This window comes from Riemerella columbina DSM 16469 (assembly GCF_000374405.1).
GTDB lineage: Bacteria > Bacteroidota > Bacteroidia > Flavobacteriales > Weeksellaceae > Riemerella > Riemerella columbina.
The window spans coordinates 117283-140257 of sequence record NZ_KB894240.1; the positions used below are offsets into that span (position 1 = coordinate 117283).

The window sequence follows — 22975 nt, forward strand, 5'->3', positions numbered from 1 at the left end:
ATTATTAGTTTTTGTTTTAATCTACTTTTATTTCAATAAATTCTGAGATAAGTTTCACTGGCTGCTCTTGAACATCTAGTCCTATGTAGGAAGCATAGAACCCCTCTCCGTAACCGGTTTCAAAAGCGATAATATTATTTTTAAGTTGTTCATTAGGTACAAGGCTCGCATATTGGTCGATAGCGCCGTTATCATCAAAAAAATGTTGATGAAAAAATTCCTCGTAAATCCCCATAAACTCCTCTCCTTTTTCTTTATAAAGTTGTTGCTCCAATGCGTTTAAAGCGTCTTGGGTTTCCCAATCCATCAAACAACCCATACCCGATTGTACGGGATAGCCAAAAATTTCATTGCTTTTTAAATCTTTGATATCTTGGCCTTTAGTCGTTGCCAGTTGCCATGCTGTAACCATAGCATCAGAAAAAGCAATTTCTACATAGGCTATGCAGTGGGAGTCTTTTTCCCTATGTACCACAACGGGAAAATCGCCTTTGGGAAAGTTCATTTCAAATGGCTGCATATCTTGTGTGGTAAGTGGATCGCACGCCACCACTTTCCCTGTAGACAGATGGATAGTTCCAGCATCATAAGATTCTACAGAGGGATGCTCCATAGAAGACTTAGAAAATAGTTTGGCTATATTTTGTATTGGATTCATTAAACTTTTATTAAAAGATACAATATCTATGCTAAAGTGTTTTTAATTTTTCTTCTAACAAAGCAATTTTATCTTGAGCATCTTTTTGCTTTTTACGCTCCATTTCCACTACTTTTTCAGGAGCACCATTGACGAATTTTTCGTTAGACAATTTTTTCTCTACCGACTTCAAAAAGCCTTTAAGGTAGTTTAATTCTTCCTCTGTTTTTGCTTTTTCTTCGGATAAATCTAAATTTTCGCTTAAAGGAATAGACAATTCTGTAGACCCTACCAAAAATGAAAAACTTGGTTTATCTGTTTTTTCATCATAGTGGATTTCAGTAACATTGCCCAATTTCTGAACTAATGCTTCTAAACCGAAAACTGAAGCATTAGTGTAAACCTCTACGGTTTCTTTAGGGGAAATTCCTTTGTTTTGACGATAATTTCTAATCCCCGAAATCCATTCTTTAGCCGTTTCAAAATCATCAATTAACACTTGATTAAACGCTCCTGCTTCCTCTTGCTGTGTAATAATCAACGCTTCCTCTGGACTTCTTTCGGTAATGTGTTGCCATAATTCTTCCGTTAAGAATGGCATAAATGGATGTAACAATTTCAATAATTCTTCAAAATAAGCAATGGTTTGATTGTACACCTCTTGAGAAATCGATTCGCCATATTTTGGTTTTACCGCTTCTAAATACCAAGAACAGAAATCGTCCCAAATGAGTTTGTAAATCAAATGCAACGCATCCGAAATTCTAAATTTATCAAACTGAGCATCAATCTCAATTTTAGTTTTATTCAACTGACTTTCAAACCACGCTATGGTCTGTTGTTCTACAGCACCCGCAGGCTTATCCTCTTGATTCCAACCTTGAACCAAACGATAGGCATTCCATATTTTAGTCGCAAAATTTCGACCTTGTAGCATTAAGTCTTCATCAAACAATAAATCATTACCCGCTGCAGAACTTAATAAAATCCCTACACGAACACTGTCCGCACCGTACTGCTCCATCAACTCAATAGGATCTGGGGAATTACCTAGAGATTTAGACATTTTTCGTCTTTGTTTATCCCTTACAATTCCTGTAAAATAAACATTTTTAAACGGTATCGCCTCTCGCCATTCCAGCCCTGCCATAATCATCCTTGCTACCCAAAAGAAAATAATATCTGGTCCAGTTACCAAATCTGTAGTCGGATAATAATAATTGATATCTTCATTATTTGGATTTGCTACACCATCAAAAACAGACATCGGCCATAGCCAAGATGAGAACCATGTGTCTAAAGCATCTTCGTCCTGCTTTAAATCTGAAAGTTCTAAGTTTGGATTTTGAGATTTTTCTTTAGCTAGCTCTAAGGCTTTTTCTGCATTTTCCGCTACTACATAATCCGCCTCGCCTTCGCCATAATAGTAGGCAGGAATTTGCTGTCCCCACCACAGCTGACGGGAGATATTCCAATCGCGGATGTTTTCCATCCAATGTTTATAAGTGTTTTTAAACTTTTCTGGGTAGAATTTTATATCATCATTCATTACCGCATCTAGAGCAGGCTTAGCCAGTTCAGACATTTTTAAGAACCATTGCTGAGAAATTTTAGGCTCTATCACAGCCCCTGTTCTTTCCGAAGTTCCCACTTTATTCACATAGTCTTCTGCTTTGGCGAGTAAGCCTTTTTCTTCTAATTCTTTTGCGATTTCCTTTCTTACTATAAAACGGTCTTTGCCTTCATAATGTAATCCATGGTGGTTTAGTTTACCATCATCATCTAAAGCATCGATAATTTGTAGTTGATGTTTTTGTCCAATCTCATAGTCATTCATATCATGGGCTGGTGTTATTTTCAACATCCCTGTCCCAAATTCAATATCTACATAGTCGTCTGCAATAATTGGAATCGCCCGATTGACAATTGGCACGATAACTTTTTTACCAATAAGATGTTGATAGCGTTCGTCCTCTGGATTTACGCACAATGCCACATCCCCAAATATGGTTTCAGGACGCGTAGTTGCCACAGTTAGATAGTCTTCAGTACCTTCTATTTTATATTTTAAATGGTAAAGTTTTCCATTTTGCTCTTTAAAGATCACCTCTTCATCAGAAATATTGGTCTTAGCCTCTGGATCCCAATTAACCATTCGGTAGCCTCTGTAAATCAAACCTTTATTATACAAATCTACAAAGGACTGAATCACTTGATTAGACAACGCTTCCTCCATCGTAAATCGGGTTCTATCCCAATCGCAAGAGCAACCTAATTTTTTTAACTGCTCTAAAATGGTGCCTCCGTATTGGTGCGTCCAATCCCATGCGTGTTTCAAAAATTCCTCTCTTGAGATATCCGATTTTTTTATCCCTTCGGATTTTAATTTAGCAACCACTTTGGCTTCAGTAGCAATAGAGGCATGGTCTGTCCCCGGTAGCCAGCAAGCATTAAAGCCCTTCATACGCGCTCTACGAATCAATACATCTTGTATGGTATTGTTCAGCATATGCCCCATGTGTAGAATTCCCGTAACATTAGGCGGTGGAATTACAATGGTATATGGTGGACGCTCATCTGGTGTAGAATGGAAGTATTTATTCTCTAACCAGTAGCTGTACCACTTTTGTTCTGTATCTTGAGGATTATATTTATCTGAAATTTGCATAATTTGTAATTTTATGATCAAGTTTGGCTTATCTTTTGCAAAAATAACACAAAGAAAATTAGAAGACGAACTTTTAATTAGAATTTTATATCTTTGTAATACTAAAACTTAAATTTATGAAAAAGATTTTAATCGGTATGATGCTGACTGCGGGTTTTTTAGCCTCGGCACAAACCATCAGTTTTGATAAAACTACACTCGATTATGGTAAAGTAGAAAAAGGTTCCGATGGACACCGCTATTTTACGATTAAAAATACAGGCAAGCAACCATTAATTATTAGCAAAGTAGTACCTTCTTGTGGATGTACAGCGTCTGAATGGGATAAAAAACCGATTCTACCTGGAGAAACATCAAAAATAAAAGTAGGCTACAATACGAAACTCGTAGGGTCTTTCAAAAAATTAATTGAAGTATTCTCTAACGACCCTGAAGCTGGTAGAAGCGTGGTATGGATTAAAGGAGAAGTGGTGGAAGATAAAAAATAGTTTTTATCATAATAATATTAAAAATCCGCATCAACTGAGTTGATGCGGATTTTATTTTAAACCGTTCTCTCTGGAATATTGGCTAAAATTTCTTTTAAAAACTTCCAAAATTTTTGGGTTGAAGAAATACTAGCCCTTTCATCTGGCGAGTGTGCACCTTTGATTGTAGGACCAAAACTTACCATTTCCATTTTAGGATAATTAGAACCTATAATGCCACATTCTAATCCTGCATGACAAGCCACCACATGAGGCTTACTGTTAAATTCTTTCTCATAAAGCTTTTCCATAACTTTAATGATTTCTGCTCCCGGCTTTGGTTTCCAACCTGGATAAGAACCACTAAACTCAACTGACATTCCAGCTAATTCAAATACCGCTTTTAGCTGGTTGGCTACATTAAACTTACTAGATTCTACAGAAGAACGCGTTAAATTTAACGCTTGAAATTGTCCTTCTTTTAATTCTACTCTAGCCACATTGTTCGATGCCTCAACTAAGCCTTCCACATCTGGTGACATACGGAATACACCATTATGTGCCGCCATTAGAGCTAATATCACTTTTTTAGAATCTTCTTTGCTCAACGCTTCGCCCTCGGCTTTTACCTCTTCTATTTCTATTTTGATATCACTTTCCAAACTTGCATACTCTTCTAAGATGTCTTCTCTTAGAGTTTGGTAAGTTTTAGAAAACGAATCTTTGTTCTCAATAGCAAACAATACTTGACCTTCTCTTGGTATCGCATTTCTAAGCCCTCCTGCATCAATACTCAATAATTGGATACCATCTTCTACACCCGAAAACAATAACCTAGACAACAATTTATTCGCATTGCCAAGACCTTTATCGATATCCATTCCTGAATGCCCTCCTTTTAAGCCTTTAACCGTGATTTTAAATCCATCTTTACAGATTGGTTCCGTCTTAAAAGTATGGCTTACAGTTACATCTACGCCACCCGCACAGCCGATATCGATTTCATCGTCTTCTTCTGTATCTAGGTTAAGCAAAATATTGCCTTTTAGTACACCTGGTTCTAGACCAAAAGCCCCTGTCATTCCCGTTTCTTCATCAATAGTAAATAATGCTTCAAGAGCGGGATGTGGAATATCATCACTTTCTAATATACTCATAATAGTGGCAACACCAAGACCATTATCCGCCCCGAGTGTGGTGCCTTTAGCCCTTACCCAATCGCCATCCACATACATTTGAATCCCTTGGGTATCGAAATCAAAATCGACATCATTGTTTTTTTGGCAAACCATATCTAGATGTGATTGCAGAACGATAGGCTCTCTGTTTTCCATACCTTTGGTAGCAGGTTTACGGATGATGACATTTCCTGTGGCATCTACTGTGGTTTCAAACCCTAGGTTTTCCCCAAAGTTTTTAATAAACGCTATAACTCTCTCTTCTTTTTTGGAAGGTCTCGGCACTTCGTTAAGCGCAGAAAAATTCTTCCATACGATTTGAGGTTCTAAATTTAATAAACTCATAATATATTTTATTTTTTTTTCTAATGTTAAGATTAGCCTCTATTTTTTTCTAATAAGACCATCATTAGCAACGATAGAATCACTAAAGTTTCCTCTTCATCATCAATATCAATCAATCGTTCTAATTTAAATTTTCTTCCAAAAAATGAAGGCATTTTTTTAAGTTGAAAATAAGCTTTCCCCGAAGCATCTTTTACCGAATAAGTTGGATTAAGAATATAGCCCGTGAACATTCCTAAAACAGGGATATTCCCTACCATATCATCTAGATATTTTACCAACGCATTATCTTCAGAAACCGTAAATTTCACTTCATCTTTTTCATTTACAATCTCGTAGTGGGCTTTCCAAAGTGAACGCACCCCATGTCTTGCCAATCGCCCAAAGCGTTTATGATTAACCACATCTTCTAGCGTATACGACGCATTAAAGTCTAACCATCGGTCGGCTTTAATTCTAAAAAGTTCTTTTTCTTTTTTATCATTATTGTAAATAACGACATCTTCTTTTAGCTTAAACATTTTTTGTCTTACATACGCCACATGGTTGCCATTAACATCTGTAATGTTAAAATCGCTAGACAAAGTCGTTAGTTTAAATGTGAAATCTAAAGGGTAGTTTAAATGGTTTAAAGTCATGATATTAGTTTTAAGTTAATTTAGAGGTTAATTTTTTGAATTGTTTTTCTACATTTTTATCCTCATATAGAATATTGTAAATGGTATTTACAATGGGTAATTTTAGATTTTTTTCTTTGGCAGTTTCGTAAATCGATGCCGCGGCATAATAGCCTTCTGCCACCATGTTCATAGACTGGATTGCCGATTTTACGGTATAGCCTTTACCAATTAAATTTCCTAAACAGCGGTTTCTGGAAAATAGCGAATAAGCCGTTACCAATAAGTCACCTAAGTAAGAACTTTCGTTGACATCTCTTGGGGCATCATACACCGCATCTAAAAAGATTTCCATTTCTCTAATGGCATTAGACACATACACCGCCTGAAAGTTGTCTCCATAACCTAAACCACTTGCCATACCTGCCCCGATGGCGTAAATATTCTTTAGAATAGCACTATATTCATTACCTAAAATATCCTGACTGGTATTGATTTTAATATAATCCGATTCAAAGATTTCTTTGAGCTTGGCTTCATTTTCTTCTTCTACGGTGGCTAAGGTAAGGTAAGATAGGCGTTCCATAGCGACCTCTTCTGCATGACAAGGACCCGCGATAACCGCTTGATTTCTAAAGCCTATATCGTATTCGTCTCTTAAGTAATGGGCTACAATATCATTATGCTTTGGCACAATCCCTTTGATTGCCGAAACAAATAACTTTCCTTCATAAGGGACTGTCATTTTTTCTAGCGTATCAGAAAGGTAGATGGATGGCGTGGCAAGAATGATGATTTCGCACGCGTCTACCAATTCATTAATATCTGTAGTCAACTTTAGGTATCTCGTATTGAACGCTACCGTTTGTAGATAAGTGGGATTATGTTTTTTAAGTTCTATGGCACCCTTTACAAATTCACTTCTTACGCACCAGTGTACCAATTTACAGTTTTCTTGTAGCATCTTCGCGATGGCTGTAGCAAAACTACCGCTACCTACTACCCCAACTTTCAGTTGAGTTTTCTTTCTCTTTTTAGCCATTTGGTAGATTTTTTTTAATCTTATTTTAATGTAAAGACCTTAATTTTAGCCTTAACTTAAAATATTAAATTCCCACAAACTTACAAAAAATAGTAAACAAAACGATTTTTTGATGGCAAAATTTATGCTTACTTAGACCTAGTTTAAATTTTTAAATATAGGTTGGAAAGCTTCAAGCTTCTTTTCTAACCAAAGGCTCACCCATTCTTCTCTTTGCACTTTATGCTTTAAAGTTAAACCTTCTGCGGTGCAAACTTCCGTAATATCATCTACATCAAAAAAGCATAATCCTGATAGCAATAAACTACCACCTTTCTCCAATACCGATACATAAGTTGGGATATCCGAAATTAAAATATTACGGTTGATATTCGCTAAAATAATATCAAAAGTTTCATCGCCCAATAGTTCTGCTGTACCTTCTTTTACTGTAATGTCTAACTGATTGCGATCGGCATTTTCTTTTGAATTTTCTACCGACCATGGGTCTATATCAATAGCTAAAACTTCTTTAGCCCCTTTCATCTTAGCAAACAGTGCTAACACCGAAGTGCCACAGCCCATATCCAATACTTTTTTACCCTCAAAATTCATATTGAGCATTTGCTGAATCATCAAATAAGTCGTGGCGTGATGCCCTGTCCCAAAAGACATTTTTGGTTGAATAACAATTTCGTAGTCGTAAGATTGTGGTTCGTGAAACTCAGCACGAATATAGACTTTGTCCTCTACATTAATGGGCGAAAAATTCTTTTCCCATTCTTCATTCCAGTTGATATTGGGCATTTCCTTATAAGAATATTGGATCTCAACTTGCTCCTGACTAAAAAGATATAATGATTTTAAATCTTCTTCATTAAATTCCGATTTCGGAATATAGCCCAAAATACCATCTGGCTCTTCGGTAAAACTATCAAATCCAATGGTTATCAATTCTGCCATTAGAATCTCACTCCAAGGCTCGGTAGGCTTTACTTTAAAATCGAACTCTAAATAATTATTCATACACTGCTGTTTTTGCAAATGTAAGGAATTATAGGTGAAGTTTTAAGTTAATTATAAATGTTAAATTATAAATTAAGGTACATAGGGTAAGTGATGAGTTTTGAGGGTTGGGTTTTGAGTTGCCTACGACTTATAGTCCTACGGCTAAAATCTAATCTCTAATTTCTAACCTCCATACATTGGTACATTTTACACCAATACATTAGTACAATTATCTACTCTTCCTCAAACGGAATCTTCAATTGCACATACACTTGCTTTTGCTCGGAAATATTGAGGTTGGAAATGGATAACCCAAGCAATCTAACCGCCTTATCAAACGGACGATGTCGCCAAAGTAGAGTTGCCATTTCGTAAACTTCCGAAGCAGACTCATAGTAAGTATCCTTTGTTTTACTCCGTGTAAAAAGGGAAAAATCTTTATATTTAATTTTAAGGGTTAAAGTTTTACCCAAAGCTTCTTTTCGTTCCAAACGCTGTATCAGTTCTTCACTTAGCATTTTTAATTGACCGCTTAAATCTTGCTCGGTAATGATATCTTCCGAATAAGTATGCTCTACCCCAACACTTTTGGGAATCCGATGAGGCTTTACGGGACTGTGATGAATCCCCCTAACGATATGATAATAATGTGCGCCCGCTTTACCAAAATGCTGCGTAAGAAACTCTAAGGATTTTGCTTTAAGGTGTAAGCCTTTATAAATCCCTAACTGAAACATTTTATTAGCCGTCACTTTCCCAATGCCGTAAAATTTTTCGATGGGCAACTGCTCCAAAAAATGTTCTACTTGGTTAGGATGAATGGTTTTCTGTCCATTGGGCTTGTTAATATCCGAAGCGACTTTAGCTAAGAATTTATTAATCGAAATCCCTGCCGAAGCCGTTAAACCCGTAGTTTCCAGTATTTTTTGACGAATTTCTTTGGCTATAGCATTGGCAGAGTCTATCCCTTTTTTATTTTCGGTAACATCTAGATACGCTTCGTCTAAAGAGAGTGGTTCTACTAAATCGGTATATTCAAAAAAGATGTTGCGGATTTGTTGAGATACTTCTTTATATCTGGTAAACCGAGGCTTTACAAAAATGAGTTGAGGACAAAGTTGTTTGGCTCTTTTACTAGGCATCGCCGAACGCACACCATAGGTTCTAGCCTCATAACTCGCTGCCGCAACAACACCTCTGTGTTCACCTCCTACGGCTAAAGGCTTGCCTTTTAATTCAGGGAAATCATGCTGTTCTACAGACGCATAAAAAGCATCCATATCTACATGTATGATTTTTCGCTGTCGTTCCAAAATGAAAAAATGTTTAAACCCTAAGATGCAAAGACTTCTAATAAGCCTTCGGGTAACTGCATTTGGATAGCTTTCTGTTCTCTATCTACATTCAGAATCCAATCTTTAATGATGGGAATAATCACCTCTTTTCCCTCTCGGTTGAGAATAAAATAATGCTGTGCGGTTTGGTCGTTAATTTCTTTGATCATACCACAAGACTGCTGTTGGTCATCAAAAATTTCAAAGCCTATAACTTCGTGGTAATAGAATTGTTTACCTTTTAATTTTGGCAATGTAGATAATGGTAAAAACACCGACTTCCCTAGCGTTTGTTCCACTAAAGTTTCGTTGGCATTTTTAAATAAAATAATTTTAGTATCTGTTTTTTGCCACTGTTGCTTTTCAATAAAAAAAGGAACCAATAGTCCATTGATTTCAATGAATATTGATTCCAGTTTATTGTAAAATTCGGGTTGGTCGGTATCTAATTTTAAGATCACATTTCCCGAAAGACCGTGCTTACGAGTGATTTTGCCAAGTAAATAGCAATCTTCTTTTCGCATCGGTTGTAGGTTATTAAGCGTCTGCTTGTTCTTCGTTAGAAGTTTCCTCTGCAGATTCTTCAGCAGGCGTTGCTTCTGTTGCTTCTGCCTCTTTTGCTTCTGCTTCAGCCGCTGCTTTAGCTTCTTCCTCTGCTTTTTTTCTAGCGTCTATTCTCGCTTGGTTTACTTTTTCTTCCGCTTCAATTGCTGCTTTTTTAGCTTCTTCCTTAGATTTTGCTACGCCTTCTTTCTTACCTTGGATTCTAGCTTCTTTGTCTTCTAACCAAGCATTGAATCTTTTTTCAGCTTCTGCTTCGTCAAAAGCACCTTTAGCCACACCACCTAGTAAGTGTTTTTTGTAAAGGGCTCCTTTGTAAGAAAGAATCGCTCTTGCCGTATCTGTTGGCTGAGCACCTTTTTGTAACCAATCTACAGCGGCATCTACATCTAATGTAATGACTGCTGGGCTAGATACTGGGTTGTAAGTTCCCAATTTTTCGATGAATCTACCATCTCTTTTAGCTCTAGAATCGGCTACTACAATGTGGTAAAATGGTTTTCCTTTTTTACCGTGTCTTTGTAATCTAATTTTTACTGACATAAATTATTGATTTTATGGGAACTCGTCCCTGTTAATATTTAAGGTTGCAAAGATAATTATTTAGTTTCAATCTACCAATTAATCTTATTTTATTTTTAGAAATAATCCCATTAAAAATTCGGCTTATCCTTCTACCTCATCTATGGCTTCTAATATGATACGGCAGCCTTTTTCAATCTCTTCTTTGGTAATGGTTAGCGGGGGCGAAATTCGCAGGTATTCATTTCTGTACAATTGCCAAAATACAATTAATCCTTTTTCCATACAACGGCTCGCTACTTTTAGTGTAAAATCGGGGTTTTCTAAGTTTACCGCCAACATCAATCCTCTACCATTAATTTGTTTTATCTTTGGGTGTATCAGTAAACTTCTAAATAATTGTTCTTTCTCTTCTACCTCGTCCATCAATCCACTTTCTAAAACTTCTTTTAGAGTAGCATAGCTTGCCGCAGCAATTAATGGATTACCTCCAAATGTCGTAATATGTCCCAACTTAGGTGAGTGAGAAAGACTTTTCATAATTTCCTTAGAGCTCATAAATGCCCCTACGGGAACGCCACCTCCCATGCCTTTGCCCATCACTAAAATATCTGGAACGATTCCATAATGCTCAAATGCAAATAGTTTTCCCGTTCTTCCAAATCCAGGTTGAATTTCATCTAAAATTAAAAGCGCTCCCACCTCCTCGCAACGGGCTTTAAGTTGTTTTAAATAATTCGGGTGGGGCACTACAAATCCTGCAGCCCCTTGAATGGTTTCTACCACAACGCCCGCCGTTTTTTCGGTGATTTTAGAAAGGTCAGACACCTTATTAAACTCTATAAAATTGACCATCGGTAACAATGGACGAAACTCTCGTTTATGATATTCATTCCCTGCTACACTTAGCGCTCCATGCGTATTGCCATGATAGGCATCTTTAAAAGCAATAATTTCCTCACGACCCGTATAGCGTTTGGCTAATTTTAGAGCCCCATCAATAGCTTCTGCACCGCTATTGACAAGATAGGTCATGTCCAAAGGTTCTGGTGTTGCCTCTGCCAAAAGTTTACAAAGTGCCACGGGTTTTTCTTGGGCATATTCCCCATAGACCATTACATGTAAGTAGCGGTCGGCTTGGGTTTTTATTGCTTCTAGCACTTTCGGATGCGAGTGTCCCAAAGTGTTTGCTGAAACCCCCGCCACAAAATCCAAATAAGCATTTCCTTTTTTATCAAAAATAAAATTACCCTCTGCCCTATCCACTTCAAACCCTGAAGCAAAAGGCGTGGTCTGTGCTTGGTATTTAAAAAAATCTTGTTGCATCGATTGAAATTATAAATTAAGGTAAAAGGTTTGAGTGATGAGTTTTGAGTGTATTACCGCATACAGCATAATGCCTAATGCAAACGATCTAATTTCTAACATCTAAACTCTAAGTTCTAAGAAGTTACTTCTTGCGTTTTCGCTTAGGTTCATTTTTTTGTTTTTCGGCTTCGGCTTTTTGTTTTAGGGCTTTCGCTTTTTCATAAAGGCTATCATCCGAGGTGTATTGAGTTTCTGGATAGTTGGGCGTGTCCAGAAAAATATCCCTCCATGTTTTGAGTCGGTCTCTGGTATTCCAATTAAAATCTGGGAAAAACCGCTTATCTTTAGACACCATACTCATAGGATAGATATCTGTATTAGAACCAATATTACAAGAAATAATTTGTACTTTTTGCTCTTCAAACAACGCCTCTATAACGCCACAAGTGGAAAATGCTATACCAATGCGGTCTACAGTTTTGGTCTTTTCATCTTGCGAATCTGCATAAGTAATGGCTTGGGCGTTGCCAATGACTTTAGCCAGTTTTATTTCCTCATTAACAAAAAATACCGTCATCAAATTACCTTTCACTTGGTTAAATTCATCTTTCATATTAAGAGAATCAGCTTTACTAATGGCAAAGGCATTGCCAATGACTTTTATAGAGTCCACTTGTTCTGTTTGCATATTCATATAGACTTCAATCTTGTCGCCAGAAATTTGCTTCTGTCCCGACCAAAATATAGGACTGCCTACCATATGCATTACGCCATCCGTTTCATTAAAACTTAGAGAATCTGCCCTGCCGTGCATATCTTGTTTGAATACCCTTGCTTGATGGAACGCTCTTAGATAACTTTTTTTAGTTTGTGTACTATCTGGTTTTTGAAAGGCTAAAATCTTCTGTGCCGAAAAATAGATAGAGTCGTTTTTTAGAATCTTAACCGCATATGGCTTTTCAGTAATCATCGCAGAGTCTTTAAATTCATAGATTTCTGCATACCCTCCTTTGATGTACCGATTTTCTTTTGGATCATCGAGATAAGCATTGCCTTTAGCCGTTCCAAAACCCGTATTTTGATTGTAATACATAGTATCTCCCGTCAGGATTTTACCATTATAATGGATTCTAGAGTTTTTATTGAGGTAGACTTCTTTAGAGTTCATCAAATACCGCCCTTTCTCGGTATAGACATAATTGCGAGGATTATTTTTATTAATGACTCGTGTAGCTCCAAAAAATTCTGCTACATTGGTTCTTTGATTTTGGATAATTTTAGAACCTTCCACACGGTATTGGTCACTATCGATATTTACATTGCCCGATACATCTACCGTTTGGGTATTGATATTATAGGTTGCAGACTGAGTCCAGATGGTATTTTTACCATTATAAATGGTTCCCCCAGAATTAAAATATGCCGTATTTGGTAATTTGTCGTAGTATAAAGTTTCTGTTTTTATGGTTTGCTGTGGGTCGGTCAGCACCACATTTTTTCGGGCAATACCGCGTTCGGTTTTTCCATCGTATTCCATTTCTTGAGAAGTGATACGGTTGCCGTCTGAGGTAGTCAATTCCACATTACCAATGGCTTTTACAAAATTATCATTCTGATAAAAAATAACTTTATCCGCTTTTAGCACCGAACCCTTATGCTGAAACTCCACATTTCCTATGAACACAGGGTTTCCATTATATAAAGTCGGTTTAGACACCAATGAATCCGAATGGATATGGCGAATTTTATCCTCCTCATTTAAAGTTGTGGTTTTTTGGGCTTTAGATGGTGTAAAATAAGGGTCTTTGGTCAAGGTTGTTACATTTTTGTTTTCTTGAGACCATAGACAAACTCCCCAAAAGCAAAGCCAAAACAAAAAAAGTTTACGCATTATTATTTTTTATGACCATAAAAATAGAGCGAATGACTTTCAATTTTCACACCAAAAATTTCTTCGATAGAATTTTTTATCACTTGAATTCTTGGGTCACAGAATTCAATAATTTCTTCTATTTCCTTATCGCCATCTTTTTTGTACAATACCAAATGGTCGTGCTGTTTATCAAAATAAGACTTTTCATACGATGCAGAAGTCATGGACTTTTCTCCAAACTGGTGTTTACGAATCAATCCAGCGTCTAGGAAAATTTCCATACTATTATAGATGGTCGCCTTACTTACATGGTATTTTTTATTCAACATAATAAGATAGAGATCATCCACATTAAAATGATGGTCCATCTTATAAATCTCCTCTAAAATAGTATAACGCTCTGGGGTATTTCTAAATCCATTGTCTTGCAGATATTGTTTTAGAGCGTCTTTAATAATTTCGATGTTTTTATCTTGAATATTCATACCTGTAATGATTTGTTTCGCTTAGCCTACAAAGATAAGGATTTCTACTTAAATCATAATGCATTCACTATTAAAAATTTATCCCACTCTATCCTTTTGCCCTAAGTGCTCATGTTACCGAAGTTCTACCATTTCCAACATTTTTTATCAATCATACATGGTGTTTGACAAAAAATTTTTATTTTTGGAAGAATATAAAATAAAATAGGATGGCTAAGGTAAAATATATCGTTATAATAATACTTTTTTGGGGGATCGGATTCGGACAAAACATTCAAAATAATCCCAAGAGTAATCATGGTAACAAATTTGAACAACTGGGAAGCATTCTGCCTACGCCCAATGTTTATAGAACTGCCTCTGGCGCACCAGGAAGCCAATACTGGCAACAGCGTGCCGACTACGATATCTCAGCTTATCTAGATGAAGACCGCCTCAACCTTAAAGGCTCCGAAACCATTACCTATCATAATAATTCGCCAGACCAACTGGACTACCTTTGGCTACAATTAGATGAAAATCAGCAATCCTCAGTGAATAACGCAGGCTATGCTCATAGCTCAAAACTCCCCGATGTTGTTACAACCAATGGACTAAAAACCACAAAACTTCCTGCAGAAGATAATGGTTATGGCGTAAATATAGAAAAAGTTACCAATACTGCTGGAACACCACTGCCCTATATCATCAATAAAACTATGATGCGTATAGACCTACCTCAACCCTTAAAAAGTGGCGAAGTGTTTACCTTTAAAATTGATTGGAACTATAACATCCCTAATCGTATCGAAAGAGGTGGCAGAGGTGGCTATGAATATTTTCCAGAAGATGGCAACCATATTTTTACCATTACCCAATGGTACCCTAGAATGTGCGTTTATAGTGATTTCCAAGGCTGGCAAAACCATCAGTTTACAGGACGAGGCGAGTTTGCTTTAACCTTCGGGGAATTTAAAGTAAAAATGAATGTTCCTGCTGACCATGTGGTAGCCGCTACAGGTGAAGGTCAAAATTATAAATCTGTACTAAGCCCTACCCAATACCAAAGATGGCTAAAGGCTCAAAAAGCCAATACTCCAATTGAAATAGTTACTTTAGACGAGGCAAAGCAAGCCGAGAAATCAAAATCTAAAAATAGAAAAGTCTGGGAATTCAATGCTAAAAATGTTCGAGATTTCGCTTGGACTTCTTCTAGAAAATTTATTTGGGATGGAATGGCTGAAACCTTAAAAGACAATGGGCATCGTGTGATGTGTATGTCTATCTACCCTAAGGAAGCCTATGGACTTTATCGTAAATTCTCGACTAAAGCAGTGGCTCACACCATACGCACCTACTCGGATTTTACTATCCCTTATCCCTATCCCGTGGCTCAATCGGTAGAAGCTGCTAATGGTATGGAATATCCTATGATTTGTTTCAACTACGGTAGAACCGAAAAAGACGGCACCTACTCCGAAGCGATAAAAACAGGAATGATTGGCGTGATTATCCACGAGGTAGGACACAACTTTTTCCCTATGATTATCAACTCCGATGAAAGACAATGGAGCTGGATGGACGAAGGGCTTAATACTTTTATGCAATATTTAACGGAATCGCTTTGGGATGAAAATTTCCCTTCCAAAAGAGGTCCCGCCAGAAATATTGTAGATTATATGAAATTGCCAAAAGACCAACTAGAACCGATTATGGTCAACTCAGAAAACATCAACAATTTCGGAGCTAATGCTTATGCAAAACCTGCAACGGGCTTGGTAATTTTAAGAGAAACCATTATGGGGAGACCACTTTTTGATAAAGCCTTTAAAACTTATGCCAAACGATGGGCGTTTAAACATCCAGAACCTGCAGATTTCTTTAGAACAATGGAAGATGCCAGTGCCGAAGACCTCGATTGGTTTTGGAGAGGCTGGTTCTATGATATTGATCCTGTTGATATCAGTTTAGATAAAGTGAGCATGGCTGTGGTAGATCCAGAATCTAACCCAAAACCTCAAGTCATAAAATATAAGGTAGACGCTCCGAAAATCAACGATTTTGAAGTGGTAACCCAACAGCATAATAGAGCGGAAGGTAAAACATACTACGCTAATGAAGATAAATCTGTAAGGGATTTCTATTGGCGCTACTCTAGAGGCATGGAGCGTGTAGATACAACAAAAGTCTATACCCAAACCCTAGACCGATTTGAAAAACCTTCTAAAAAAGAGATGGCTAGTGCAAAAAATATCACTGCCTATCAACTTGATTTTAGTAATAAAGGCGGGATGGTCATGCCTATTATTTTGGAATTCACTTTTGAAGATGGCTCTCAACTTAAAGATAAAGTATCGGCACAGATATGGAGAAAAAATGAAAAACAAGTATCGCTTACTTATTATTTTGATAAAAAATTAAAATCCATACAACTTGACCCTAGGGAAGAAACTGCCGACATTGATACCAGCAATAATTATTGGCAAGCTGATGGCTCGGCTCCATCAGTATCGAAGTTTCAATTGTTTAAAAACAAACAAAAATCCACACGAAGAGGCGAAAGCGACCAACGCATCAATCCTATGCAAGCGGCAGAGAAGTAGATTTTATAGAAATTAGAGGTTAGAGATTGGATGTGAGATTATTTGCTGTAGGTTTTAGGAGTAAATCACTAAAAAAATAAGAATCAGAACTTTAATATTTTTATCGTGCGGTAGATAGACGCTGAAACAAGTTCAGCGTGACATGCATACTAACCTTTAGTGCAGATTTTAAGCAGTCAGCAACTCAAAACTTATCACTCACCCCTTCTACCTTAATTTATAATCTATAATTAACTATCAGTCTTGCACTGTCCAAACTAAGCGACTTGTATCGTAACCTGCGGCTTTGGCTTTCGCTAAAAACTTTTGTTTTACCGCTTCAGGCAAAGTCTTTTGTCTGGATAGGAACCAAATATAATCGGTATCGTTACCCATAATGAGCGCCGTTTCGTAAGCGGGTTCCATCATTACAACATTATAGCCTCCATAGAATGGTCCGAAGAACGATACTTTTAATCGCCCCACAGAGCTATCGCCTACAAATTTAGCTTTACCTTCGGCTTCTTTCCATTTATTTTTTACAGTATCGTAGCCTTTATTCAGTACTTTTACACTACCATCAGGCTGCAATGTATAGGTGGCGGTTACATTTTTCATATTTTTTTCAAACTTAAAATCAAAGCGTGCCACTTCATACCAAGTTCCCATATACCGCTCGACTTCAAAGTTTTGAACCGCAGTCACCCCTTCTGGAATATTAACACACGCCGTAGCTGTGAGTACCAGCGTACCTAAAATTATGTTTTTAATCATCGTATTTGTATTATTATTTAAAGGCTAAAGTTAAGAATAATTTTAGGATTGAGGTATTTTATTCGATGAGGGTTTATTGTATTAATTATAGAATTTGCATACCTCCTAAAATATCCTCCTTTGCTAAGAGAAACAATATACTCTCTGTATGCTGGGTAACTTTTATTCTGTCTGTTATATAACTACTACTGCCCAAATGGTCTGGGTGGTAAAAATACAAATTTTTCTCTTCTACGCCGTTGTCTTTAAAACCAAAACCTCCTTCTGCAGTTTCTGGTTTTACTGGTGGTCCATATTGCACAGGTGGTCCTGGTACATCGCCTGGTTCATTAAACTTCGGTGGGCGTGGCCAACCTTCGGGTGGCTCTTGGTCTTGGGATATATCACTCCAACTGATAGAAGGATAATCTTTACCTGTCCATTCTGGACTGGCGTAGATGCCCTGCTGGGTTGGTGGTCCTGGTGGGACATTTAAGTTTCTTATATAATTGTCTAACGCTTCTTGTTGCTTTGTACTTTGTTTTATATAATCTATACCGCCAGCCGTTAAGCCACTTGGCTGTTGGAAAGTGCCCTCGCCTAACTTGGAAACAATACGGCTCGTTCCCTCAAAGTAGTGTTTGGTAAACCGTCCTTTGTTCACCACAAAATAAGGGTTTACATAAGTGGTGTAGTTTTCGGTATGGGCTATTACCGCTGAGGTCTGTCCATTGGTTAGTACAGATTGGCTCTCGGCACTACTTTTTACCGCTCGTTCGCCTGTATGGTCGTAAGTGTAGAGGTAGAGTTTGCCGTTGTCGTTAATTCCTTGTAATCGGTTTTCCTCGTCCCATATCATTAGCCTAAAATCCTTAAAGCCTTGATAGGTGATCGGGTTACCATTACCATCATATTCGTAAGTACGGGGTTTAGGCGTTGTGGTATCTTTTAGGATACTTAAAGCGTGGGGGTGTTTTTGCCATTTTGGCAGCCTTTTTTTATTGCGTAACGCTTCGGGGTAGGTTCGAGATGTGTTCGAGAGAACTCCGACGAAGCCATGAAATCTACCTTTGCTTTTTATGACAGTTTGACAGTGCATTTTTTAGTTTATTCTAACATTACTTACTGTGATATGATACATAACTTCATTTTTTATATTTTATATACAGAGCTTCTTTTGTATAATGTGGCTCATTTTTGCTCATAGGAACAATGAAAAACTGAGCATTTTTTCTAGAAATTACTGTATAGGGATTGAGATTATATTCTAATAATAGACCGGTTCTTCGCTCTCCTATCATTGGCTCAAAACTTTCTTGATAAATGATATTCTTACCTTTAGTAAATAGTATTTTAGGTATAGCCTCACTATAAAGATAAAAAATCTCCTCCCTTAAAGCTATATAATCTTGATGGAAATTCTCCTTGTATAATATATATAGTATCCCAATCTTCTTTTATTAATTCATTTAGATCTGTATTAAAATCTATCACACATGGAGTAGTCTTACCACAATTATTATACTTTACCCTAACGAAATCATAAATTTGGGGATTACTGCAAGACCATACAGATAATAATAGTATAATACAAAATAATAATTTACTTTTCATCTCTTTTTAGTTGCTCTTCTTTTGTTCTACCCTTATAATTCATTTGCTGTAACCTTGTTTTATACCTTTGATACTTATCCTCTGATAATTTATGTTTAGTAACTTTCCATTTTCCTGTATTTTTATCCTGTTTAGACTGATATAATCCTATATTTCTAAACTCTTCTAACACATCTTCAACAGGATTGGTAATCTTAACGGCACTTCTTTTACCTATTCTTCTACCTATAATATTATTTAATAAATCAGTAGTTTGATCTGCTTCATCAATTCTATCAAAAATTCTTATTGATAAATCTATATTTGGATTATCTTCGTGAGCATTACCTGCTTGCAATGCTATATCAGCACCAAATTCTTTTGTTATCAATGCTTGCCAAACAACATGTCTAAAAGCCCCTCTTTCTGAACCTTCATCAAAAATATTACCTTTCATATCAGAATTTAACTCTAATATACCTCCTGTTGTTCCAAAACGAGTAGAAATACTTGATATATTATCGCTTCCTCTTTCATACATTCCTATTCTGGATGCATACCAAGTATTCCGTATTGCAAATCCTATTGTTCTTAATTTAGAAGGCAATAACGTAATATTTTTACTACTATGTGTACTAATTGGTGTCATAAAATAAACCTGCTTTCCATTAGGGTCTATAAATCTAATTGGATTTTGATAAGTATAAGAATAGGTAGCAAAGTTCATTGGGTTAAATACTCCTCCATTATGCTGACCATCTATATAATGCTCTGTCTCCATTATTGGATTGTAACCACTTAATGGGTCTGTACCAAGCCAAATACTTGTTTTTGCATCGTAATACCTTGCTCCGTAAGTAATATAAACCTGTTTCTTGGTCTAGTTCCTTACCATTGAAAAGATAAGGCGTATTAACCTCTGATAATTTTAATGTACGCTATGCTTTTTGTTCTTTGCTAATTTAAACAACTTTTCTCTCTAACTCCAAAAATTTTACGCAAGGCTGAGGGAGTTTACCTGTTCTGTTTTTCCATTTTCTCTTTTGCCTATTCTGGCAACTCTTTCCAACCTTCAGCAGGAGCGGATTTGATGCTATCTGGAATAGGTATACTCAGTATAATTTCCGATTTTCCTTTATTATAATCTAAATAATTTACCATAAATCTTTTACCATAATTTTTTTTAGGATTTCCTGATAGTTTATGAGAACTACTAGAATAATATAGTGTATCTTCAATTTGATATTTGAAATATATATTGTATATACTTCCTTTCATACTCATCTTAGCCTTATCTATAACCCCTATAGTATACCTTCCATTTAAGGTATAATTTGGTAACAAAATAAATTGTCTATACATAAAAATTACAATCGTAATAATTACAATAAATGATATAAACAACACGATATTTTTATTATTATTTCCCATTATTTAATTTTATTTGAATATTTTTTGATGTTTCTTGTGAGAGTATTTCTGATTGTATTTCAATTATAGTATTTCCTATCGTTGGAAGACCTGCTTTTTTATATAAACTATTACGCCCCATAAAAACCAAATCCGTACTCACTCCAATAAATAGTTCTTGTTTTGAAGATATTGAAAAAGCATTTTCATATCGTTGTTTTATTAATTGTTTTGAACTCAAGTTTGATGAATTACCAACCAAAATACTAGTTGAAGGGATTAAAAATGTATCTGCTCCAAACTTTATTAAGTTTACATCCTGACTAACCATCAATTGTGATCCTATACTAATACCTGCTTTAGTGGCTAATACCGAAGTAGAACCAGTACTTACCACATAAGGTAATGCTGGAGCTAAAATTGCACCACCTGTTGCTATGGCTAAGTTTCTTTCAAAACTTTCCACAGACTTAGCTGCTGGGCTATTCTCAATAGCTTGACTTAAACGCAGTCTTGCGGCTCTTATATTTTCATCTGCTTTGTTTCGTGTGAGTGTTACCTCTTTAATGTCTGTCTGCTTTAGCCACTCTAAATTTTTAGCGTTTTCTTTAGATGGTGTTGCTACATAAGTAGTGTTGTTTACACTATAAGTTTGCTCCGCTCTCTCTGGCTTAGGACATTTAGGACAATCCTCCGCCTCCATCCCCGTTGGATCTACCAGCATCACAGGATTATTATTAGTATAAGCATACGGTTGCATTGTTTTTTCTACTAACGGGTCTACATTTAACCATAAACTTACCCTTGCATCATAATACCTTGCCCCGTAATAATACAATCCTGTTTCTTGGTCTAACTCTTTGCCGTTAAACAAATACGGCATATTAATTTCTGATAATTTTAATGTACGCTATGCTTTTTGTTCTTTGCTAATTTAAACAACTTTTCTCGTTTGCTACAAAAATTTTTCCACCAGGCTGAGGGAGTTTACCTGTTCTGTTTTTCCATTTTCTCTTTTGCCCATTCTGGCAATTCTTTCCAACCTTCGGCAGGAGCAGATTTAATACTATCTGGAATAGGAATGTCTTGAAAGATATCTGATTCACTATTATCTTCCAATGAAAACTGTATTAAATATCTTTTATTCTCAAGTGGTTTTTTATGACTATTATATATATCAGTTCCTTCATATTTTATACTATTAATAGTGTATGAATAGTTTACTTTTTTATAAGAAATTACTGGCCAATAAATTTTATCAACATACCCAATAGTATAGTTTCCTTTTTTCACAAATGAATGATTGTAAATTCCGTACGAAAAATATATAATAAATGGAATAACTAATAAAAGTAAATTCCACTTACTGTCTTTTTCAAGTTGCTCTATTATATTTTTTATCATAAGTCTAAGGTATTTTATTTTGTATTACACTTGTTCCATAATCTGGACTATTGATTATAATTCCTGCTGCTACAGTACCCGCTGTTTGTCCAAATCTTGAAGTCGTTTGCATATAAGTCCCTAATACAACCCCTTTAAACGATGAAGAATTACTTATACGACCTGCTACAGCCCCTCCTAACATCCCAAATACTGTTTGTACAGCAAACTCTCTCCCCTTTATACCTCCATTTAAAATAGTACTTTTTCTACCCTTAGATAAAATAATAGAATTTGATATAAAAGTGTTTCCTATATAGTTCATTCCTCCACCAGCTAATATCGACTGAGTAAAATTAACATCTCTTAGTGCTTTTTCTACATTTAGTCCATTAGTAGTAAGGTTTGCACCAAATTGTATCCCTGCATCCACCAGAAACCTTCCCGCAATAGCTCTACTCGCCATACTTCCTGACATAGTAAATCCTCCAACTCCTCCTGTCGCAAGTGTCATTCCTGTACCGTAAAAGAAATTACGCTCAAAACTTTCCACAGACTTAGCTGCTGGACTATTCTCAATAGCCTGACTTAAACGCAGTCTTGCTGCTCTTATATTTTCATCTGCTTTGTTTCGTGTGAGTGTTACCTCTTTAATATCTGTCTGCTTTAGCCACTCCAAATTTTTAGCATTTTCTTTAGATGGTGTTGCTACATAAGTAGTGTTGTTTACACTATATGTTTGTTCTGCTCTATTGGGCTTGGGACATTTAGGACAATCCTCCGCATCCATCCCTGTTGGGTCTACCAGCATCACAGGGTTATTATTGGTGTAAGCATACGGTTGCATTGTTTTTTCTACTAACGGGTCTACATTTAACCACAAACTTACCCTTGCATCATAATACCTTGCCCCGTAGTAGTATAAACCTGTTTCTTGGTCTAGTTTCTTACCGTTAAAGAGGTACGGCATATTAGACTCTGATAATTTTAATGTACGCTACGCTTTTTGTTCTTTGCTAATTTAAACAACTTTTCTCTCTCGATCCAAAAATTTTTCCGCCGGGCAGGATTTTTTTTCCGTCAGCCTCGAAGAAAATTTCCGTCGGGCAAGAAATTTTACGCAAGGCTGACGCAATAAACAGAGTATAAACCAAGTAAAGACACTATCCCTTAAAGTGTGTAAGTTAAAAAGAGATGCTTAGGTTTTTAGAGTCTTAGTCTTTGGTCAAATATAAGCATAAATTGGTTTAA

The 22975-nt window shown here is 36.3% G+C and carries 21 protein-coding genes; 2 read left to right on the plus strand and 19 right to left on the minus strand.

Going from position 1 to position 22975, the window contains the following annotated elements:
• Positions 1-16 precede the first annotated feature (16 nt).
• Together C237_RS0107585 and C237_RS0107590 are read right to left on the minus strand one after the other, a co-directional pair.
• Positions 17-658 (minus strand): DUF4241 domain-containing protein, encoded by a 642-nt coding sequence (locus C237_RS0107585; protein WP_018675901.1) that lies wholly within the window; start codon positions 656-658, stop codon positions 17-19.
• A gap of 31 nt (positions 659-689) precedes the next feature.
• Positions 690-3305, minus strand: coding sequence for a valine--tRNA ligase (locus tag C237_RS0107590; protein WP_026315570.1), 2616 nt, complete (start codon positions 3303-3305; stop codon positions 690-692).
• Between the two features lie 116 nt (positions 3306-3421).
• On the opposite strand from C237_RS0107590, the gene C237_RS0107600 reads away from it, so the two are divergent.
• Entirely contained in the window at positions 3422-3793 is a 372-nt protein-coding gene (locus C237_RS0107600; protein WP_018675904.1) for a DUF1573 domain-containing protein, read from the plus strand.
• A gap of 56 nt (positions 3794-3849) precedes the next feature.
• Here C237_RS0107600 and C237_RS0107605 read toward each other — a convergent pair whose 3' ends face one another.
• The 10 genes from C237_RS0107605 to C237_RS0107650 form a co-directional block, all read right to left on the minus strand.
• Positions 3850-5295 (minus strand): aminoacyl-histidine dipeptidase, encoded by a 1446-nt coding sequence (locus C237_RS0107605; protein ID WP_018675905.1) that lies wholly within the window; start codon positions 5293-5295, stop codon positions 3850-3852.
• Between the two features lie 32 nt (positions 5296-5327).
• Positions 5328-5933 carry an LURP-one-related family protein gene (locus tag C237_RS0107610; protein ID WP_018675906.1) on the minus strand — a complete coding sequence of 202 codons (606 nt, stop codon included), beginning with the start codon at positions 5931-5933 and terminating at the stop codon, positions 5328-5330.
• 10 nt (positions 5934-5943) lie between these two features.
• The gene (locus tag C237_RS0107615; protein ID WP_018675907.1) at positions 5944-6954 is read right to left on the minus strand and encodes an NAD(P)H-dependent glycerol-3-phosphate dehydrogenase; all 1011 of its coding nucleotides are present in this window, start codon (positions 6952-6954) and stop codon (positions 5944-5946) included.
• A 138-nt stretch (positions 6955-7092) separates the two neighbouring features.
• Positions 7093-7959, minus strand: a complete 867-nt coding sequence (gene prmA, locus C237_RS0107620) for a 50S ribosomal protein L11 methyltransferase (protein ID WP_018675908.1) — start codon at positions 7957-7959, stop codon at positions 7093-7095.
• Positions 7960-8174: 215 nt separating this feature from the next.
• On the minus strand, positions 8175-9221 hold the full coding sequence (dinB, locus tag C237_RS0107625; protein WP_425413729.1) for a DNA polymerase IV: 1047 nt from the start codon (positions 9219-9221) through the stop codon (positions 8175-8177).
• 53 nt (positions 9222-9274) lie between these two features.
• A complete protein-coding gene (rimM, locus tag C237_RS0107630; protein WP_018675910.1) occupies positions 9275-9799 on the minus strand; it encodes a ribosome maturation factor RimM in 525 nt (174 codons plus the stop codon).
• 13 nt (positions 9800-9812) lie between these two features.
• On the minus strand, positions 9813-10379 hold the full coding sequence (locus tag C237_RS0107635; RefSeq protein ID WP_018675911.1) for a 30S ribosomal protein S16: 567 nt from the start codon (positions 10377-10379) through the stop codon (positions 9813-9815).
• A 123-nt stretch (positions 10380-10502) separates the two neighbouring features.
• Positions 10503-11684 (minus strand): aspartate aminotransferase family protein, encoded by a 1182-nt coding sequence (locus C237_RS0107640; protein ID WP_018675912.1) that lies wholly within the window; start codon positions 11682-11684, stop codon positions 10503-10505.
• A gap of 124 nt (positions 11685-11808) precedes the next feature.
• Positions 11809-13557, minus strand: a complete 1749-nt coding sequence (locus tag C237_RS0107645) for an OstA-like protein (RefSeq protein ID WP_018675913.1) — start codon at positions 13555-13557, stop codon at positions 11809-11811.
• A 2-nt stretch (positions 13558-13559) separates the two neighbouring features.
• On the minus strand, positions 13560-14024 hold the full coding sequence (locus C237_RS0107650; protein WP_018675914.1) for a Fur family transcriptional regulator: 465 nt from the start codon (positions 14022-14024) through the stop codon (positions 13560-13562).
• Positions 14025-14233: 209 nt separating this feature from the next.
• On the opposite strand from C237_RS0107650, the gene C237_RS0107655 reads away from it, so the two are divergent.
• Entirely contained in the window at positions 14234-16606 is a 2373-nt protein-coding gene (locus tag C237_RS0107655) for a M1 family metallopeptidase (RefSeq protein ID WP_018675915.1), read from the plus strand.
• Between the two features lie 237 nt (positions 16607-16843).
• Here the strand turns inward: C237_RS0107655 and C237_RS0107660 are convergent, their stop codons facing one another.
• The 7 genes from C237_RS0107660 to C237_RS14990 all read right to left on the minus strand — a co-directional run bounded on the left by C237_RS0107660 (position 16844) and on the right by C237_RS14990 (position 22694).
• Positions 16844-17359, minus strand: a complete 516-nt coding sequence (locus C237_RS0107660; protein ID WP_018675916.1) for a lipocalin family protein — start codon at positions 17357-17359, stop codon at positions 16844-16846.
• A gap of 85 nt (positions 17360-17444) precedes the next feature.
• Positions 17445-18437: a hypothetical protein gene (locus tag C237_RS13090; RefSeq protein WP_018675917.1), complete on the minus strand. Its 993-nt coding sequence runs from the start codon at positions 18435-18437 to the stop codon at positions 17445-17447.
• A gap of 504 nt (positions 18438-18941) precedes the next feature.
• On the minus strand, positions 18942-19712 hold the full coding sequence (locus C237_RS13945) for a DUF6973 domain-containing protein (protein WP_018675919.1): 771 nt from the start codon (positions 19710-19712) through the stop codon (positions 18942-18944).
• 266 nt (positions 19713-19978) lie between these two features.
• Complete coding sequence (locus tag C237_RS0107685) at positions 19979-20209, minus strand: hypothetical protein (protein WP_245539713.1); 231 nt, start codon at positions 20207-20209, stop codon at positions 19979-19981.
• A 142-nt stretch (positions 20210-20351) separates the two neighbouring features.
• The gene (locus C237_RS0107690) at positions 20352-21224 is read right to left on the minus strand and encodes an RHS repeat domain-containing protein (RefSeq protein WP_018675921.1); all 873 of its coding nucleotides are present in this window, start codon (positions 21222-21224) and stop codon (positions 20352-20354) included.
• A 104-nt stretch (positions 21225-21328) separates the two neighbouring features.
• Positions 21329-21745: a hypothetical protein gene (locus C237_RS13950; RefSeq protein ID WP_018675922.1), complete on the minus strand. Its 417-nt coding sequence runs from the start codon at positions 21743-21745 to the stop codon at positions 21329-21331.
• Positions 21746-21749: 4 nt separating this feature from the next.
• The gene (locus C237_RS14990) at positions 21750-22694 is read right to left on the minus strand and encodes an RHS repeat-associated core domain-containing protein (protein WP_018675923.1); all 945 of its coding nucleotides are present in this window, start codon (positions 22692-22694) and stop codon (positions 21750-21752) included.
• Between the last annotated feature and the right edge of the window lie 281 nt (positions 22695-22975).